Consider the following 18,161-nt stretch of genomic DNA (forward strand, 5'->3'; position numbering starts at 1 on the left):
AAAATTTAACAAATTACTACATTAATTCGATACGTTGATGGGAAAATGAGTATAAAGATTCACAATTGTTAATCTCTTCTTTAGTGATCTGTACCATTTTTGGATTGATGTAAGATTGGAAAATAACAATCGGGAGCCCACCAGCTGTCCTTACTCTCGTTAATTCCAAAACCTTTTCAGCATTGGTGAGTTCCAAGTTTTTTGCAATAACACCGCCAGATTACTGTCTTCAATACTTTTTTATGAAATCTCTTTTATAAGATAGTCCACCAATTCCACTTCGTTAGAATTTTCAATGATATAATGAATAACATTTTTCTTAGTCATAATTTTATCTATAAAATCTCTATCCATATTTTTCATTAATTCAATCATAGATATTTTACTCATCTTATTAAATTCTTTCACCCGATGAGTTTCTCTGACTTTTCTCTCTGCAACATCTGCAGGGTATCCAATCCCAAATTCTCCATCAAATAATTTTTCTAACGTATACTCTAAATTAAGCTCGCCTAACCAGCCGAATCCTAATCCCAGTGACAAACTAGCCACGTTCCCATCATTAATTCTTCCAAATAAATAAGCATCTTGAGGGTTTTGAATGAAACCCGATAACAATCCAGGTAATGTATTACAGGCCAAATTCATCCCTTGCCCAGAAGAACAGCCAGTAATTACAAAATCAATAGCTTTACTGTTTATGAGTAGTGCAGTTAAAAAGGCGATTTCTGTGTATGAATATGACTGTTTCTCGTTGGGATAAACTCCGAAATTAAATACATCATACCCTTTTTTTTCTACAGCTTTTACGACAGTATTATGGAGCAACTCATTCTTACTGACTTGAGTTGTTCCCTGTATAATTCCTATTCTCATCATATCCTCCTAATTCTGAGCCCATTGATGTATAAAAATTACTTTTTCACTTTTGACAGCAGCCCCACCAACTCCACATGTGGTGATAGCTTTCTTCTATGCTAATAGACGAAAGGGATTGTAAGTGTAAGTTTGATAGTTATTCTCATGTAAAAAAGCCAAGAGATTAAAGGAATAGTGTCCGGTATCTTCAAGGGCAATGAGATAGCTTTCGTTGAGTTGTTGGAGTTTCTTGTGTAGATAAGCAAAGCCATCAAGGCTGTTGGGGAAATATTTATTTTTAATCGGTATTTCACCTTGTTCATCTAATAGGGCAAAGTCATGTTTATGCTTTGCGACATCAATTCTAACGTACAACATCAAGTGTATCTCCAGCAATAAATTTATTTCTGTGGTATCCACGCACTTTTTGTCTTGTAACCTTATTGTAGAAAATTGTAGAAAAAACGTCAAGCGCTTGGAGGAAATACTGATCCACGGTCTTAATTAAGTATAAACTTATGTGGCGGATAACCACTAAATATATTATAAGGGGGATTGAAAGTTAAATCCCGTTGATTAGAGGACTGAAAACGGGACGTCACAAATAGACTATTTTACATAAATTAAATTATGCAAAACAAAGAAAGTTCTCGACCAAATTAATAAAAATTATGTTATAATTATAAGAAGAATTTTCACAAAAGAAGGGGAACGTCCCATGGAAAAACAAAACCTCAGAGCCTCTGTTTTTTTCAAATGGTTTATGAATAACAAAGTAGTAACAGTGCTATTAGTTATTTTGCTTTTATTGCTGAATATTTTATTGCTCAATAAGGTACATTTCATCTTTGCACCGATTGGCGATTTCTTAGCGATCGTTTCACTACCCGTTGTTTTAGCGGCAGTATTTTATTATTTGCTTAACCCAATCGTTGACTATCTAGAGAAGAAACGTGTACCGCGTATTGTTAGTATTGTAGTTATTTTCTTGTTGATCGCAGGTTTACTTGTATGGGGGCTGGCTTATGCTATTCCTTCTGTATCAAACAGTGTTTCTGTTTTTTCTAGGCATGTGCCAAGCTACGTGGAACAAATTCAAGAAGAAGTGAATAAACTACTGACAAATCAGCATTTTGAGCAGTTCCGTCCACAGATGGATGACTTTATGGATTCTATGGGGAACAACATTGTTGAATGGTCAAAAAATTATTCATCCATAGCCTTTAATTCGATTACGGATGTCATTACGCGTACAGCGAGTGTCTTTATTTCACTTGTTATCTTCCCCTTTGTTCTTTTTTATCTTTTACGAGATGGAAAGAATTTGAACGGTTATATCACGCATCTTTTACCTGTTAACTGGCGTAAAGATACATCTAAGATTTTGACTGAAATGAATGGTCAGTTGGCTAACTATGTTCGTGGTCAGGTCATTGTTGCTTTGGCGGTAGCTCTGATGTTAGCGATTGGATTGCCAATCATTGGATTGCGTTATGGAATTACTCTTGCGATTCTCTCAGGGATTTTTAATCTGATTCCTTTCTTAGGTTTCTATTTGGCAATTATCCCTGCCATGATTATTGGGTTAGCTACTGGTGGTCCGATGATGTTGCTCAAGGTTTTGATCGTATATATCATTGAACAAACAATCGAAGGCCGTTTTGTTTCTCCATTAGTTTTAGGAAAACAGTTAAGTATTCACCCCGTTACAGTTCTTTTTGTTCTCTTGACTGCGGGTAAAGTCTTTGGACTATGGGGGGTGCTTTTGGGAGTTCCATTCTATGCGGCAGCTAAGGTTATTATCAGCCACTTTTATGATTGGTATCGTGAAATTTCGGAACTCTATCATCCCGGTGGTTTAGGAAAAACGGTTGAAATTCAAGAAACAGAGGAAAACTAATGTCTTATTCAGAAGATACAATTGACTTCCTGCACAAAGGTGATTTGATTGGGATGCACAATGCCTTAAGTCATGCACTCAAGTATGATAGTGAAGAAATGCTCGCTGACCTAGCAGAGTATTTACAGATGATGGGATTTATTGACGAGAGTCATCAAGTGTATGACAAGATTTTAGGTGACAATCCTAGCAGTACCGATTATTTGATCAATTTAGCTGAAATCGCTGAGGATGATGGACAGATTGACGAGGCATTGAACTATCTTTATCAGATTCCTTTAGGTGATGAGAACTATGTTGCTGCTCTGATTAAAATTGCTGACTTGTACCAGCTTGAAGGTGACTTTGAGACAGCTATCAGTAAGCTTGAAGAAGCCCGTGAATTATCAGATTCTCCACTAATTACATTCGCTCTGGCGGAAAGCTATTATGAGCAAGGCGCCTATCAAGAGGCAATTCAAAATTATGCCAAACTTTCTGTCCGTGAAATCTTGAAGCAGACTAAGATTTCCACCTATCAGCGGATTGGTGAATCCTATGCACAGCTTGGAAATTTTGAAAATGCTCTGTCTTTTTTGGAAAAGTCACTGGAATTTTCTAAAACAGCAGATACTATCTACAAGATTGCCTTGCTTTACAGTGCACTCGATAATCAAACGCGTGCCATTAGCTACTTTAAACAGCTGGAAGACTATAACACGGATCTTTTAAACTATGAGCTGGCCTATGCTCAAGCTTTGGAGGCTGATCGTCAGTTTGAGGAAGCAGCACGAGTGGCTCAGGAAGATTTGCGTAAAAACCCAAACTCAGCTTTATTATTGCATTTTCTATCCAAACTGGCTTACAGTCAAAAAGATCAAGCAGCAGCAGAACGTTATTTGGTGGATGCTCTCAATGTTGCGGAGCTTCATGATGAAACCGTCTTTCTGCTTGCTAACCTTTATTTCAATATGGGTGATTTTGAGGCAGTGATTCGCCTTGAAAAGCTTTTAGAAGAAGAACACTTGCTGGCACAGTGGCTTTTTGCTCAAGCCAATAAGGAGCTGGAAAACGATAAGCAGGCAGAGGCACTTTATACAGAACTTCTTTCGACTGGACTCAGGGAAAATCCTGATTTTTTGAAGGACTATGTTGACTTTCTCCTGCAACTGGGACAAAATAATAAAGCTCAGACTTACATTAAACAATATCTGGAACTTGTCCCAGAAGATGAAGAACTGAGAGGGCTATTGTTCGAGTAATCGTACAATAGTTTTTTGTATAAAAATGCGAGAATAATCTTTGCAATTTGTTATTGGAGATAATGTAAACGTTTTATAACTAAAAAATTGGCTAAAGCAGACTACATATGTGTTTGACAGGCTTCTATTTTTGTAAATTAAATTTTTTTCTGCTAGAATTAGTCGTGAAGATTGTGAATCTTAAATGAAATGGAGAAGAAATGACTGATAAAAAATTCGGATCAGACTTAGTCGTAGATAGTTTAATCAACCATAATGTAAAATATGTTTTTGGGATTCCAGGAGCTAAAATTGACCGTGTATTTGACCGCTTGGAGCATGATTCTAAGGCACCGAAACTCATTGTGACACGTCATGAACAGGGAGCTGCTTTCATGGCACAAGCTGTGGGGCGGATTACAGGGGAACCAGGTGTAGTTGCTGTAACTTCTGGACCAGGTGTATCAAATTTAGCAACACCGCTCCTGACAGCAACTTCTGAAGGCGACGCAATTCTTGCCATTGGAGGTCAAGTAAAACGGAGTGATCGATTGAAACGCGCTCACCAATCTATGGACAATGCACAGATGATGGCACCTGCTTCAAAATATTCTTCCGAAATTTTGGACCCATCAACAATTTCAGAAACAATAGCTAATGCTTATCGCATTGCAAAAGCTGGCCGTGCAGGTTCAAGTTTTTTGTCCATTCCACAAGATGTAATCGACTCAGAAGTATCAGTCAATGCAATTAAGCCATTGTCAGATCCAAAGATGGGGAATGCCTCAATTGATGACATTAACTATTTGGCACAAGCCATTAAAAATGCCGTATTGCCTGTTATCCTTGTTGGTGCAGGTGGTTCAGATGAAAAAGTGGCCAAAGCTTTGCGTAACCTACTTTCACACGTGTCTATTCCTGTCGTTGAAACTTTCCAAGGTGCAGGTGTAATTTCACGTGACCTTGAACATACATTCTTCGGGCGTATCGGACTTTTCCGTAACCAACCAGGAGATATGTTGCTCAAACGTTCAGACCTAGTCATCGCCGTTGGTTATGACCCAATCGAATATGAAGCACGCAACTGGAATGCTGAGATTGATAGTCGCATCGTCGTTATTGACAATGCAATTGCTGAGATTGATACATACTACCAACCAGAACGTGAATTGATCGGCGATATTGCTCAAACATTGGAAAATCTTTTGCCGGCAGTTCGTGGCTATAATTTACCAGAAGGCTCTGTTGAATACCTTAAAGGTTTGCGTGATGTGATTAACCAGCACGAATTTGACATAGAAGCAGCTGAAGAAGGACGTTTGCACCCACTCGACTTGGTCAATACTTTCCAAGAAGTGGTTAAAGATGATGAAACAGTAACTGTTGACGTTGGTTCACTCTACATCTGGATGGCACGTTACTTCCGTTCTTACGAGCCACGTCACTTGCTTTTCTCGAACGGCATGCAAACACTAGGTATTGCTTTGCCATGGGGAATTACAGCTGCCTTGCTTCGTCCAGGACATAAGGTATATTCTCATTCTGGTGATGGAGGTTTCCTCTTTACAGGTCAAGAACTTGAAGTTGCTGTTCGCCTTAATTTGCCATTAATTCATATCATTTGGAATGATGGACACTATGATATGGTTAAATTCCAAGAAGAGAAAAAATATGGCCGGGCCGCAGGTGTTAACTTTGGTAGCGTTGATTATGTAAAATATGCGGAAGCTATGGGAGCTACAGGGCATCGTGTACACAGTGCAAAAGAACTGAAAGAACTTCTAGAATCTATTCCTAACACAACAGGACCAGTCGTGATTGACGTTCCTATTGATTACTCAGACAATATCAAATTAGCGGATACGCTTTTGCCTGAGGAGTTTTATTGATGATATATCAGCAGAAGTAGTGAAGAAATAACTACTATACCTATAATCAATCTTCCCTCTTATTTAAAAAGGGGGATTTTTTTGATGGTTTTCCCAAAAATAAAAAGTCTTATTGAAAGCAGATTTAACTGGAACGGAACATTAAAATGTTAAGGTAAGCGCATGGACTATCCAATTGAAATAAGCAAGGAATTGAAGAATGTGATATAATTTACGAGAAAGGAAAGTACAGCTTTTAGGAAAATATGTGAATAGAAATTAGTATATAAGTATAAAAGCAGGGGCATACTTTCTTGGAAGTCAGTGTGCTATTTTTCCGTCAAGAAAGTACTTCTATAAAAAAATAATCCAGTTAAAGTAAGTAGAAAATGGCAGAGGAGCAGTACTGTGGAATCAAACCCGAGAAAATTATTGGACGAATTCATTCCTGAAGCAATGTGGAAACAATTTGTTATACCTGTGTATCAACGCAAATACACATGGACTGTGAAAAAACAACTTGTACAACTGAAAAAAGATTTGATTGGACTTATTGAAGATGAGAGTAACCAAAAACAACATTTTTTAGGGACAATTGTGTATCTTGAGAATATTGTTGATTATAAAATGGAACGTTCTGTAGTAGATGGGCAGCAACGGTTAGTGACGATGTTTTTGATTGCTCATGCTATGAAATCAATTGCTGAAAATGAGTACCGTGCGAGAGAGATTGATGAAACTTATCTTCAAAATTATTCTGAAAAAGTAGGAAGCCGATACCGTCAACGACTTTATCCATCTGTTGCTGACGGAAATGACTATCTTATCATAGCTGAAGGAAGATATGATGAGATTGACAAGGAAAGCGAAAGCAATATCGTTCGCAATTTTTTATATCTTCAGGCTGAGTTGAAGAGTCTGGTTCATGAATATACTTTTGATAGAGTTTTGTATGCTTTGAAAAGATTTTCCATAGTCTATATTAAGTTGGACGACCGCGACAATGCGCAACAGATTTTTGAGAGTATTAATTCAACTGGTGAGAGGTTAACCGCCTCAGATTTAATTCGAAATTTCATTATGATGGATAAATCCAATGAAGAACAAACAATTTTATATAGAACGTATTGGCGGAGATTAGAAGAAGTATTCAATAATTCAAGGGCCATGGAAGATTTTTTCAGATATTATCTCGCAGCCATAATGGGTAAATATTCTGCAAAACATGTTTTGTATCAAGCGTTTAAAAATTATTGGTATGAAGAACGTAAAAAATATAGCGATGCGGAGTTGCTTGAAAAACTTGTGCGATATTCTAACTACTTCGCTTCTCTTTATTATAAAGCTATAAAGCACCAACGGGTAAATATTCTGAAATCCTAAGTGATTTTCAAAGTTTAGAAAGCATGATGCCAGCACCGTTTGTTTTAGAGTTATCGGAATGGTACTACAAAGATAAGAGGATTACTGAAGAACAATATTTTGAAGTTATCAAAGTATTGAACAATTACCAAATTCGTCGATATTTCAATGGTGATGATACCAGTAGAGTATCTAAGGCATTTCCCGCCTACATAAAGAATGTACAGAGACAGGCCGAAAAAAGTGGCTTTGAAAATATCGTTGATATAGTTATTTATGTACTTGTTACTCGAAATCAGTCTAACAATATGGCTGTGCCAACGGATAAATCTTTGAAGGCAAATCTTTCAAATGCTAATGCCTATACTATGAGATTAACGCGGTGGTTACTAGAAAAAATAGAAAATAGTGATAATTCTGCAACGCTTGATATGAGCAAGCTATCCATTGAACACATTATGCCACAGACCAGTACGTCCTATTGGGAAGAGCAGGCTAATGTTTCTGGTGAGGATTACACAGGTCTAGTCAATACCATTGGTAATCTAACTCTTGTTAGCAAACCTGATAATTCTGCTGCGGGAAATAAAGATTTTAAAACCAAGAAGAGAATTTTTGAAGACACTCTTCATATCCGTATGAATAAAAATTTATATGGGATGACTGAATGGACATCAAAATCAATTACAGATAGAAGTGCAGAATTAATCAATAGGCTAATTTCTATGTATCCCTACTTACGGTCGAGCGGTAATTACAAGTATGATGCTTCTAGAAATATTTTTCTAGAAGCTCAAGGCATAAAGGCAAGCGGGTATTTGAATGAAAATGAGACGGTTACGATATACTCGGGTTCAGAAATATACTCGAAAATAAAAGATATTTCTTCAGACTACTTAGGTGAAACCAGACAAGAATTGTTAAATAATGGCATCATTGAAGAATCCATTGGTGGCATGCAATTTGTTCAAGATTACACAACCTCCTCTGTTTCTAGAGCAGCAGAGCTACTTCTTGGCGGCAGCAGAAATGGTTGGGAATATTGGAAAGATGAAAACGGGATTATCCTCAATGATTCACTCCGTAATAAAAATAAGACTTAATTTAAAAAATATGTTTTGAAAAAATGTGAAGTAAGTTGTGAGACCTATAAGTGCACATCTGACTCTGCTAGCAAACGAGCTTTGGGCATCTTTTTCTTCAAAAAGGATCCAGAACAAGTGGGAAAGCAAATGTAAAGAGTAAGCTACATTTTGTAGCTGCTCTTTTTATTTTGCATTTTTTAAATATCAGAAGAGTAAGTCTTTTCTGTTTGGCACAAACGTGCCTATTATTTTTTCTAAAGGAAATAACTTATCACGGTTTACAAATGTAGTTCAGATGTAAATTGTCGAAGCTGTGTAATAATGCTACATTTACATTAAGAAAAGTGATTCTAAGAGAATCATGCGCATATTAACTTAAAATAAGGTGAGTGAATTATTTGGCGAAAGTAGTGGAAAACTTATCAAGTAGAACTATTTTTTGTATGAAGCAATAATTTTTTTTACAGCTATGGTGATAAAAGCATTTTTTTGTCGTACAAATAAATGTAAGCGGTAACGTTTCCCGAAAAGTTAGAAAATTTTTTAAGGAGGACGAGAAAATTGTCAAAAATATTAGTGTATGGTGGGCAAGGAAACATTAGATTACAAGATTTGATACGCTTATCCCAATCAGCTGCAGGGCGAGACATTCTTGAAAAATTAAAGTTTACTAACACTCAGTCCCATACATATTTCCAAAGCATTTTAAAAAATGAAATATTGCTATCCGATAATTATGCATCAATGCTGGGAACATTTATATATAATTTATGGCGAACTTCGGAGTATAAACTATCGGATATTACTTGTTTTTCCTCGCATAGTGCAGGGATATTTAACGTATTGCTGGCAAGTGATTCAGCAAGTTTTGAAAATATTGTGACGTTTATTGAAAAACGAGCCGCATTAGTGAATTCCCTAAAATGTAAAGAGGAAATGTGGCTCGTTGCTACATCTTCCATGGAGAGACTAAGAGAGGTTATTGATGGCATTAGTTTTGTGGAATTAGCAATCACTACTGACTCCACTACAGGTGTCCTTAGCTTTTCGGAAGAAAATAGAGACAGATTTGTAGATAGAGTAGAATCAGCTGATTTATTGATAAAACTTAAAAAGTTAGGACTGAAAGTACCCTATCATACAAAGTTTCTTCAACCAATAAAAGAAGAATATATTCAACTTGTTAAAATTCTTGATATTCAACAAAACAATGCTTTTAAATATATCTACATGTCCTCTAATCTTGAAGAAGAAATTATAAACCAGCTGACCCAAGAGTTTAAGTGGCACAGAATTTTAGAAGAACTTGTAAAGAAAGGTTTATCAATAGAGGATTTATCTCCCAATAGATTTATTCTGAAACAAGTAAAACTACTCAATTTAAAGAAAAATTAAGCTAAGGAGAAATATGAAAGTAGCAATTGTAACGGGCGGCACGAGAGGAATTGGACGATCAATAAGCATTGAGCTCTACAAAGAGGGGTATAAAGTTATCGCTATATACCAAGGAAATAAAGCAACTGCACAATCATTGGCAGATGAATATCCTGATATAGATGTTCAAACATGCGATATCTCGAGGGAAAAAGATGTTTCCAAGATTATTAAAACAATATATGAGACCTATGGTCAAATTGATTGCCTAATTAATAATGCAGGAATTACCCGAGATGGGTATTTCTTAATGATGTCTACTGAAAAATGGGGAACTGTTTTAAATGTGAACATACTAGGAGCGGTAAATATTTCTAAATCTGTTTTAAGGTATATGAAGGTTAAAAAAAATGGGGGCAAAGTTGTCAATATTTCGTCGACAAGTGGGGTTACAGGGCAGATTGGACAAGCTAACTACTCGGCAACAAAGGGAGCAATTATTTCTTTAACGAAATCTTGGGCTAAAGAATTTGCAGCTGACAACATCAATGTAAATTGTGTAAGTCCTGGATTTATCAATACAGATATGACAAGTAACTTAAAAAATAAGGCAGAGATTATTGAAAACTTAATACCGCTCCAGAGGTTTGGAGATCCTCAGGAGGTCGCGTGGTTAGTCGCATTTTTAAGTAGTGATAAAGCAAATTACATTACAGGCAAGAATTTTGTAATAGATGGAGGAATGATTAATGATTGATTGGAAAACTGAAAAAGAAAATATCGAAAAGCGCATAGTAATTGAAGAAAAAATAAAGACAATTTTGGTTGAGTCCTTGATGTTAGATTTAGATAAAAAACTGATTCAAAATGATCAACCATTATTTGGTAGAGAGCTGGAGTTAGACTCGATTGATGCTTTGGAATTGTCTATTGGAATTTCCACTGAGTTTGGGATTGCATTATCAGATGATGACATGTCCATCTTTTCTTCCATTAATAAATTAACGGATTATATCATAGAAAACCAACTTATAGAGGAGCAACAATGAAAAAACTGAATATTACACAAATTATAGCGTTGCTTCCACATACTTATCCTTTTCTATTGATTGATTCAGTTGAAAATTATAGCAGAGGAGAAATTTTATGTAGAAAGAATGTAACCATCAATGAACCGTTTTTCCAAGGGCATTTCCCCAAACAACCTATCATGCCTGGCGTTTTACTGATTGAGTGCGGCGCCCAAGCTGCAGCATTAATGTATATTTTGGATAGCTTATCTGATCAAATAAATATTAGTGGCACAGATTTTGAAAAATTATGTTTGGAAGAAAATTTATCGGATAAGGTAGGATATTTGGCAAGCATCAAAAATTTCAAGTTGAAAACTTTAGTATCTCCAGGAGATACCTTAAGCATTAGATGCAGGAGCTTTATTAAACTGGGGAAACTTTCAGAAATTGAGGTGAGAATAACAAATGACTCACGTAAAGAAGTAGCTTCAGGAAGGATTTTGGTCTCGCAAAAATGAAAATTACTTTAACAGATATTCAAAAAAAATATGGAGATTTTGAAGTCCTCAAAGGAATATCAACAGAATTTGAGGAAGGAAAGTTTTATGGTTTGTTAGGGCCAAACGGGGCAGGAAAGACAACATTATTCAACATTTTGATCCAAGCAACGCATAAAACTTCAGGACACATTGAATGGCAAATTGACGGAGATAAGGTTAAGGCAGACACATTCTATCATCATGTAGGAATTGTTTTTCAATCCAGTCGTCTAGATGAACGTTTGACAGTTGAAGAAAATCTGATTACACGAGGTGCCTTATATGGCTTAAATAAGAGGCAAGTCTTTCAGAGCTTAAAAAAATTTGAAGAATATTTATCCATTAAAGAATTAAGAACACGGCGTTATGGCATGCTTTCAGGAGGTCAAAAAAGAAAGGTAGACATTGCAAGAGCTTTGCTGCACAATCCCTCTATTCTTCTTCTTGATGAGCCGACAACTGGCTTAGATCCTAAGTCCAGAAATGACTTGTGGGAAGCTATTTATGAACTGAATAAAAAGGCAAAGATGACAATAATTTTGATTACACATTATTTAGAAGAGATGGCTTTCTGTGATCGTTTAAATGTCTTAATCCAGGGAAAACTCCACTATTCAGGTTCCGTTGAAGGCTTTATAGAAAAAAATTCTTCGACAAATTTGGAAATTACATTGAAAAATTCAAACGCCTCTGTATCTGATTTGTTTGAGCTGTCTCCCATAAGAAAGAATGAGAAAGAATACATTTATCAAAATGTGACAATGGAGCAAATATTGAGTATTCTCTCTTATAATCAGTCGTTAATTGAAACTTTCGAAGTTAAAAACGCAACATTAGAAGTTGCTTATTTGAACTTATTAAACGAAATACAAGGAGGAATTTAAGATGCTTTCTTTAGTCAAACGTAATATTCTGGTATATATACGAGACAAAATGGCGTTTTTCATGTCTTTTCTTTCTGTAGTAATCTTGTTGGTGCTGTATCAAGTTTTTTTGGGACAAATGCAACTGGATGCTATAAAAGAAAGCATGGGAACAACCACAGTGTCTTCTCCTGTGATTCAAATGGTAAATCTATGGCTGATTGCTGGTTTAACGACGATTGTTTCTTTAACGAGTACCTTAGGAGCTTTTAGTGTCATGGTTTCTGATAGGGAAAAAAAATTAAATGAAGATTTTGAAATCAGTAGTTGCTCGTTATGGAAACTTGAATTATCCTATATTATTGCTGCTGGCATGCTAGGTACTCTTGTTACGATTCTTTGTTTTTTCTTTGGAGTACTGCTGTTTAATGGCTTCAACTATCTTCAGATGTTTAGTTTGGCAGATTTTCTGAAAATATTGGGGTTGATTGTGATGAGTTGCTTACTTTCTGCAACAATTGTACTTCCTTTCTTATCCCTTATTAAAAGTAGCTCTGCCTTCAGCACATTGAGCACAATTATCGGTACATTAATCGGTTTTTTATCTGGAGTTTATATCGCCATTGGCTCTGTTGGCAGTGTTTTAGCTCAAGTTATGACGTGGTTTCCAATGACTCAAATGAACGCCATGTTAAAAAATGTATTGATGTCACATAGTCTACACAAAGTGTTTGCAGGCGCACCACAGTCCGTGGAAAATGAGTATAAAATTTCCTATGGACTTGCCTTAAGAACAGTGAATAATCATACACTGTCCAATAACGAGATGCTTTTGTATGTTTCCATGTGTATGATTGGACTATTGGCTATCTATATGCTTCTAAAAAAAGGTATGAAATATGCAAAATGATTCTGCCTACCGTGTGAGGACTTTAGTAGAAGAAGATATTCCTCAAATTGTAGACTTGTTCAATAAAAATAAAGTTTACCAATTCCAAAATGGAGCACCCGTGACCTTGGAAGATTTTTGCTTAACTTTGGCGATTAAAGAGACAAGTCACTTTTATGTCCTTGAGAAGAATGGAAAAATTATTGGCACAACTGCATTTTTCAAATTTATTACTTTTGGCGTACTTCCTGTGAATGAAAGCTACAGTGGCTTTCTTTTAATAGATGTGGAGCATCGAACTGGTGCAGCAATTTCATTACTTCACAAAGAAGTATTATTTGATATCGTCAATTGTGATTTTCACACACATTTTACAGAAATCAGTCGTTATAATAAAGCTTCGCTGACTCTTTCCAAAAGAAATGGCTTTTCAAAATTTGAAGGAAGTTATGAGGACATGAATCATTGTTATCTCCTCAGAAGTTTATTGCCTAAAGTTTTAAAGGCATTTAAATTTACGGGAGATTTGGAAAGCAAATACAACATTAATACTTTCAAAATTATAGAGCAGACAGATAAGGCTGATATTTCGACACTTTTAACTGAAATTTCAGGAAAGAAGATGGTGTATCGTTGCTTTTCTAAGGCATACTATCCCTTTGATATCCAACTTGATTTATTTCGATTGTATATCTTTAAAGAAAATAAGAGATACTATCTGAGATGTGAATTTTACTCGGAACAAGTATCTTTTGTTAAGGCCAGGATAGGGAATCTTAAATATGTAAAACTTTCACGTAAGAAAAATCAAATTGAAATAAAAAAAGCCCCACTAAATTTTTTAATTCAAGGCGTAGTATACACAGATATAGGAGAAATTAGGGTACAACTCCATTATAGAGAGCCTACCGATGAAAAGATAAATATTCAGTTGAATCAGTCAATGCTTTCATACCGTTTAGTCGTCAATCGCTCTAATGGAAGCTTGTTCTTTATTAAAAATGATAAGGCCTTTATTGAAGATACCTATTTATTATTTGCTAGGCCTGAAGAGGTGAAATTCTTAGTTGAAGAATATGAAAATAAGATAAGCATTCGCTGCATTGGAGAGCACTTAGACATTTATAAAGTGATTGAACTTTATCCGAATAGACTGGAAGCTCATTATTACATCAAAGAGTTTCCAGCTGAGAATAAGGAGAAAGTTTTGAAATATGGAATGAAAATCTTAGAACAGGACTATTTGATCCAAGAAGAAGGAGCAACTTTCCCTTATGTTCCAGGACAACTTCCGAATGAATTAGATGATTTTGTGTCAGCACATCAATTTAAAACACGTGATTTATGCTATCTTATTATTTCTGAAAAACTAAAACTTACCTATTCGACGCAAAATCCGACTTCAAACCAAATGCAATATCGCCCGCTTTCTTTTATAAAATTAAACAATTTCAGAAATGTAAAGATAGATTATTCGATTAAATTTGAAAAAAAGGCAACTCAAAATTTTAACATAGATTTTAGAGAATTTAGAGCGGTGAATTTAAATTGGAAATCTATAAGAAATCTTAAAGCTTATACAGCAATGGAAGACGGTGCAGTAAATTATCGTCTTGACCAAAAAAGAAGATCACTTTTTTATCGTATAGATATGGAGGAGGGGAAGCTTTATATTGGTGACAGTAAAAATAGAATGTTTTCTTATAAGGTATTGGAGTTTTCTTGGTCTTGTTCAAGTCGTGTAGAAGCTTGGACACATGATGCTTTTTACGCTTATAAAAATAAGGGGCCCATTTGGGAAGCACGGGAGAACATTTTAATAGTGGATAGGGGTAAAAATCGTTACTTATCAATAACTGCAGAACAAGGAAAAATTTATTCTTTCAAAGAAAGCAACAAGATAATGATACGATGTGTTATTCCTAACAGTTCAGACAGCCAACAGTTTATACATTTTAGACAATTAAAAAGAGAGGAAGAAAATGATGAATAAAATTTATAAAGAACTCCGTAAAAACAAGGCATATAGAAAATTTGAGGGAAAAATTTTTGAGCTTAAAGGAGAGGATGTAGAGGATATACTCAATCCATTGATACCTAAAAATATTGAGTTTTCAGATATTGATACTTGTGGCTTTTCATTTATATTGACTGATAAAGGAACAGTTTATTCGGAAATCGTTTTTTATAAATTAGAAGATAAGTATATTATTTTTTCTAATGAAGATTTACTTTCGCTATTCTCCGATATCAAAGGTGAATTTAGTATCAAGGAAGTTTCAGATGAGTTGAGCCTCATTCAAATTGAGGGAAAGGAATCAGGAGAAATTGCACAGCAGTTTTATGATTATGATATTTCAACTTTAAATTTCAAATTCATTACTAACACAACATATAAGGGCTCTGATATTATTATGGCTCGTTTTGGATATTCAGGAGAATTTGGCTATCAGTTTCTCTTGCCGAATCATCTGGTTCCTCATTTTATTGATGAATTTTTAGCCGATACAGCGCAATATGATAAAGAACTTGATGATTATGTCAAGTTTGAAGTCAACCATCCCGTGTATGATGTATACAGAGGACAATATAATTTGTTTGAGTTAGGATATGCATGGAATTTAGACTTCACAAAAGAAGAGTTTAAAGGACGAAGGGGCTTGTTAGCGGATTTTGAAAGTTCAACAAAACAAAGTATTGTCTTTTCAGCTTCCGCAGAAGTTCAAAGAGATGAAGGTGTTTATTTCGATAATCAAGAAATTGGAAAAGTATACTGGGTGATAAAGGCACTTGATGAAAAAACTGACCGGGTATGTTTAGGCATGTTACAGGTTGAAAGATATTATGCTCACTCAGGCCTTCATTTTCTGACAGAAGGAGGAGTTGTGTTAGAAACGCTATCCAACCCGTATGTTATTCCAGAAAGTTGGTCAAAATAATGGGAAATCAAGTTAATATTACAGGAGTTGGTGTCGTTTCATCTTTAGGAAAAAATCTTGAGGAACATAAGAAAAATTTGTTCTCTCAAACAGAAGGAATCAAACAAAAACGGTTTATTAACGGGGAACATGAATTGAACTCTTATGTAGGAGCTGTCGAGAGTGAACTGGAAGTTCCTGAAAAATATCAGCAGGAAACCCGTAATTTTAAATTTGCCTTTTTAGCTTTTGAAGAAGCAATATCTTCCGCGAATCTTCAACTTGAAGAAGAAAAAGACAAAAAGATAGCGATATGTCTAGGGACATCCTTAGGAGGAAAAGTCTTGGGTCAAGAACTTCTCTATTCTTTTGAAGACAATCGTTTAGACATGTCGAATGATCTTTTTAAAAAACGTTCTTTGCATTATATTGCGGATGAACTCATCGCTTATCATGGAATAAAGGCAAGTTATTACGTCATTTCAACTGCTTGCTCTGCGAGTAATAATGCAGTGATTTTGGGAACACAGCTTCTCCAAGACGGTAAATGTGATATTGCAATTTGTGGCGGCTGTGATGAACTAAGTGATATTTCACTTGCAGGATTTACCTCTCTAGGAGCCATTAATAAAGAGTCTCCGTGTCAACCTTACTCTACTGGAAGCGGTATTAGTCTGGGAGAGGGAGCAGGATTTATTGTTCTTGAGAAAAATAAAGTTGGAAAATACGGAAAAGTATTGGGAGGTTCAATTACATCAGATGCTTATCACATTACAGCGCCTAAAGCTACTGGTGAAGGAGCTGGTCAAATTGCTCTGAACTTGTCAGAACAGTCAGGAGTGCCGCTCAATAAAGTTGATTACATTAATGGTCATGGCACAGGCACACGCGCAAATGATGGCATGGAAAAATCCATGATTGGAAAAAACTTTCCGCTTACGGTAAGGGTGAGCAGTACGAAAGGGCAAACAGGTCATACACTGGGTGCTGCTGGCATTATCGAAACCATTAACTGTATTCTGGCGATAGAGGAGAAAACTGTTCCGGCGACAAAAACTTTAGATTCTTATCAAGAAGATTGTTTTGTGAGGAATCAAAATATTCCGAAAGATATTTCCTATGCACTTAATTTCTCTTTCGCATTTGGTGGAAATAACAGTGGAGTACTCCTTGCTTCAAAAGATACACCAGAAGAAACTTTCTTAGCGAGTGAAAATATTCATATGGACATCATATCACATGCTTCAACATTGGAAAGTTTGGAAGATAAAAGCAGTAGATATGAAAATATATCTAAAAGTTTTAGCAAAATAAGAGGACTACGTTATACTGATTTTTCACCCTCTCCTAAAATTAATCCAGCACAGTATCGTAGGATGGATAATTTTTCTAAAATGATTGCGGGTACAGTTGCTAAAGCTATTGAACGCAGCAGTTTAGATTTTAAAAAAATAGATTTAAATAAAGTGGGTATCCTTTTTACGACACCGTCTGGACCTTTAGAAGTTGTGGAGGATATTGAAAAACAGATTAGAGTAGAAGGGTATCATCAAGTATCTGCTTCAAAATTCCCTTTTACTGTTATGAATGCGGCAGCAGGGATGCTCTCAATATTATTTAAAATTAAAGGTCCAGTATCAGTCATTTCTTCTAATGTTGGCTTTGCTGATGGTATTATCTATGCCGAGGAGATGATGAAAAATGAGAAACTCTCTCATGTATTGATCGTTTCAGCCTCTCAATGGACAGACTTCTCTCTTTTTGCTTGGGAAAAACTTGGATATGACCCAGAAAAATTTAGACCCTCAGACTACTGCAGTACGTTAATTGTTGGAAATTCGTCTGAAAAGAGAGAAGCACGAATTCTTGGTGCTGAACAGATAAAATATGATAATAAAGTCAGAACTAATGAAGAAATAAAGCATGATTTAATTTCTCTCATTGAGGCAGAACTGCCAATAAGAGGCATCACTTTTGACACTCTCAAAGGTGTCGTATGGAATGCGAATAAAAAGACAGAAGAAAAAGAATACGATGTTCTTAGAGATTGGTTAGCAGCCTTGGATATACCCGTTTATTCACTGGATGAGTTAGACTTTTCTTCGGATGGGGCTGGAGAAGAGTTGGACTATGTTTTGAATAAGGAAGACTTAAAGACAGGGCACTATTTGATAATTTCTTATTCACGATTTGGGGGGCTATCAACTGTTTTATTGGAAAAGATATAGGATATATTAAATGAAAAAGTTTTTATTCGCACCGTTTATGATGA

General features: G+C 35.6%; 17 protein-coding genes. 14 read left to right on the forward strand and 3 right to left on the reverse strand.

The window, feature by feature from the left end; all coding sequences use genetic code 11:
• Positions 1 to 16: 16 nt before the first annotated feature.
• The 3 genes from ACGHCK_RS02165 to ACGHCK_RS02175 all read right to left on the reverse strand — a co-directional run bounded on the left by ACGHCK_RS02165 (position 17) and on the right by ACGHCK_RS02175 (position 1,236).
• Positions 17 to 196, reverse strand: a complete 180-nt coding sequence (locus tag ACGHCK_RS02165; RefSeq protein ID WP_394304449.1) for a UTRA domain-containing protein — start codon at positions 194 to 196, stop codon at positions 17 to 19.
• A gap of 44 nt (positions 197 to 240) precedes the next feature.
• Positions 241 to 876 carry an RpiB/LacA/LacB family sugar-phosphate isomerase gene (locus ACGHCK_RS02170; RefSeq protein ID WP_251420638.1) on the reverse strand — a complete coding sequence of 212 codons (636 nt, stop codon included), beginning with the start codon at positions 874 to 876 and terminating at the stop codon, positions 241 to 243.
• A gap of 96 nt (positions 877 to 972) precedes the next feature.
• Positions 973 to 1,236 (reverse strand): IS110 family transposase, encoded by a 264-nt coding sequence (locus ACGHCK_RS02175; RefSeq protein WP_202229488.1) that lies wholly within the window; start codon positions 1,234 to 1,236, stop codon positions 973 to 975.
• Positions 1,237 to 1,576: 340 nt separating this feature from the next.
• Here ACGHCK_RS02175 and ACGHCK_RS02180 point away from each other — a divergent pair, with 340 nt between their 5' ends.
• The 14 genes from ACGHCK_RS02180 to ACGHCK_RS02245 all read left to right on the forward strand — a co-directional run bounded on the left by ACGHCK_RS02180 (position 1,577) and on the right by ACGHCK_RS02245 (position 18,117).
• Positions 1,577 to 2,758, forward strand: a complete 1,182-nt coding sequence (locus ACGHCK_RS02180; protein ID WP_251420579.1) for an AI-2E family transporter — start codon at positions 1,577 to 1,579, stop codon at positions 2,756 to 2,758.
• Positions 2,758 to 3,999, forward strand: a complete 1,242-nt coding sequence (locus tag ACGHCK_RS02185) for a tetratricopeptide repeat protein (RefSeq protein WP_271327908.1) — start codon at positions 2,758 to 2,760, stop codon at positions 3,997 to 3,999. The genes ACGHCK_RS02180 and ACGHCK_RS02185 overlap by 1 nt, the downstream gene beginning before the upstream one ends.
• Positions 4,000 to 4,199: 200 nt before the next feature.
• Positions 4,200 to 5,867 (forward strand): acetolactate synthase AlsS, encoded by a 1,668-nt coding sequence (gene alsS, locus ACGHCK_RS02190; RefSeq protein ID WP_202229495.1) that lies wholly within the window; start codon positions 4,200 to 4,202, stop codon positions 5,865 to 5,867.
• 387 nt (positions 5,868 to 6,254) lie between these two features.
• On the forward strand, positions 6,255 to 7,229 hold the full coding sequence (locus ACGHCK_RS02195; RefSeq protein WP_271327907.1) for a DUF262 domain-containing protein: 975 nt from the start codon (positions 6,255 to 6,257) through the stop codon (positions 7,227 to 7,229).
• Positions 7,230 to 7,252: 23 nt separating this feature from the next.
• Complete coding sequence (locus ACGHCK_RS02200) at positions 7,253 to 8,311, forward strand: DUF4357 domain-containing protein (RefSeq protein WP_271327906.1); 1,059 nt, start codon at positions 7,253 to 7,255, stop codon at positions 8,309 to 8,311.
• Between the two features lie 543 nt (positions 8,312 to 8,854).
• Entirely contained in the window at positions 8,855 to 9,688 is an 834-nt protein-coding gene (locus tag ACGHCK_RS02205) for an ACP S-malonyltransferase (protein WP_251420583.1), read from the forward strand.
• 13 nt (positions 9,689 to 9,701) lie between these two features.
• The gene (gene fabG, locus ACGHCK_RS02210; RefSeq protein WP_251420585.1) at positions 9,702 to 10,424 is read left to right on the forward strand and encodes a 3-oxoacyl-ACP reductase FabG; all 723 of its coding nucleotides are present in this window, start codon (positions 9,702 to 9,704) and stop codon (positions 10,422 to 10,424) included.
• Positions 10,417 to 10,716 (forward strand): phosphopantetheine-binding protein, encoded by a 300-nt coding sequence (locus ACGHCK_RS02215; protein WP_251420587.1) that lies wholly within the window; start codon positions 10,417 to 10,419, stop codon positions 10,714 to 10,716. The genes fabG and ACGHCK_RS02215 overlap by 8 nt, the downstream gene beginning before the upstream one ends.
• Positions 10,713 to 11,198, forward strand: coding sequence for a 3-hydroxyacyl-ACP dehydratase FabZ (fabZ, locus tag ACGHCK_RS02220; RefSeq protein WP_394304450.1), 486 nt, complete (start codon positions 10,713 to 10,715; stop codon positions 11,196 to 11,198). Before ACGHCK_RS02215 ends, fabZ begins: the two co-directional genes overlap by 4 nt.
• Positions 11,195 to 12,103 (forward strand): ABC transporter ATP-binding protein, encoded by a 909-nt coding sequence (locus ACGHCK_RS02225; RefSeq protein WP_251420589.1) that lies wholly within the window; start codon positions 11,195 to 11,197, stop codon positions 12,101 to 12,103. Before fabZ ends, ACGHCK_RS02225 begins: the two co-directional genes overlap by 4 nt.
• 1 nt (position 12,104) lies before the next feature.
• On the forward strand, positions 12,105 to 12,992 hold the full coding sequence (locus ACGHCK_RS02230) for an ABC transporter permease (RefSeq protein ID WP_271327905.1): 888 nt from the start codon (positions 12,105 to 12,107) through the stop codon (positions 12,990 to 12,992).
• Positions 12,982 to 14,964 carry a GNAT family N-acetyltransferase gene (locus tag ACGHCK_RS02235; RefSeq protein ID WP_271327904.1) on the forward strand — a complete coding sequence of 661 codons (1,983 nt, stop codon included), beginning with the start codon at positions 12,982 to 12,984 and terminating at the stop codon, positions 14,962 to 14,964. Before ACGHCK_RS02230 ends, ACGHCK_RS02235 begins: the two co-directional genes overlap by 11 nt.
• Complete coding sequence (locus ACGHCK_RS02240; RefSeq protein ID WP_271327903.1) at positions 14,954 to 15,910, forward strand: aminomethyl transferase family protein; 957 nt, start codon at positions 14,954 to 14,956, stop codon at positions 15,908 to 15,910. Before ACGHCK_RS02235 ends, ACGHCK_RS02240 begins: the two co-directional genes overlap by 11 nt.
• Positions 15,910 to 18,117, forward strand: coding sequence for a beta-ketoacyl-[acyl-carrier-protein] synthase family protein (locus ACGHCK_RS02245; RefSeq protein ID WP_271327902.1), 2,208 nt, complete (start codon positions 15,910 to 15,912; stop codon positions 18,115 to 18,117). The genes ACGHCK_RS02240 and ACGHCK_RS02245 overlap by 1 nt, the downstream gene beginning before the upstream one ends.
• Positions 18,118 to 18,161 lie beyond the last annotated feature (44 nt).

The sequence above is a fragment of the Lactococcus muris genome, from assembly GCF_042849115.1.
Lineage (GTDB): Bacteria > Bacillota > Bacilli > Lactobacillales > Streptococcaceae > Lactococcus > Lactococcus muris.

Bases quoted from the DNA above. Each gene is read 5' to 3' on its own strand.
- ACGHCK_RS02170 (WP_251420638.1), bottom strand. From the start codon at position 876: ATGAGAATAGGAATTATACAGGGAACAACTCAAGTCAGTAAGAATGAG.
- ACGHCK_RS02175 (WP_202229488.1), bottom strand. From the start codon at position 1,236: ATGTTGTACGTTAGAATTGATGTCGCAAAGCATAAACATGACTTTGCC.
- ACGHCK_RS02180 (WP_251420579.1), top strand. From the start codon at position 1,577: ATGGAAAAACAAAACCTCAGAGCCTCTGTTTTTTTCAAATGGTTTATG.
- ACGHCK_RS02185 (WP_271327908.1), top strand. From the start codon at position 2,758: ATGTCTTATTCAGAAGATACAATTGACTTCCTGCACAAAGGTGATTTG.
- alsS (WP_202229495.1), top strand. From the start codon at position 4,200: ATGACTGATAAAAAATTCGGATCAGACTTAGTCGTAGATAGTTTAATC.
- ACGHCK_RS02200 (WP_271327906.1), top strand. From the start codon at position 7,253: ATGATGCCAGCACCGTTTGTTTTAGAGTTATCGGAATGGTACTACAAA.
- fabG (WP_251420585.1), top strand. From the start codon at position 9,702: ATGAAAGTAGCAATTGTAACGGGCGGCACGAGAGGAATTGGACGATCA.
- ACGHCK_RS02215 (WP_251420587.1), top strand. From the start codon at position 10,417: ATGATTGATTGGAAAACTGAAAAAGAAAATATCGAAAAGCGCATAGTA.
- fabZ (WP_394304450.1), top strand. From the start codon at position 10,713: ATGAAAAAACTGAATATTACACAAATTATAGCGTTGCTTCCACATACT.
- ACGHCK_RS02225 (WP_251420589.1), top strand. From the start codon at position 11,195: ATGAAAATTACTTTAACAGATATTCAAAAAAAATATGGAGATTTTGAA.
- ACGHCK_RS02230 (WP_271327905.1), top strand. From the start codon at position 12,105: ATGCTTTCTTTAGTCAAACGTAATATTCTGGTATATATACGAGACAAA.
- ACGHCK_RS02235 (WP_271327904.1), top strand. From the start codon at position 12,982: ATGCAAAATGATTCTGCCTACCGTGTGAGGACTTTAGTAGAAGAAGAT.
- ACGHCK_RS02240 (WP_271327903.1), top strand. From the start codon at position 14,954: ATGATGAATAAAATTTATAAAGAACTCCGTAAAAACAAGGCATATAGA.
- ACGHCK_RS02245 (WP_271327902.1), top strand. From the start codon at position 15,910: ATGGGAAATCAAGTTAATATTACAGGAGTTGGTGTCGTTTCATCTTTA.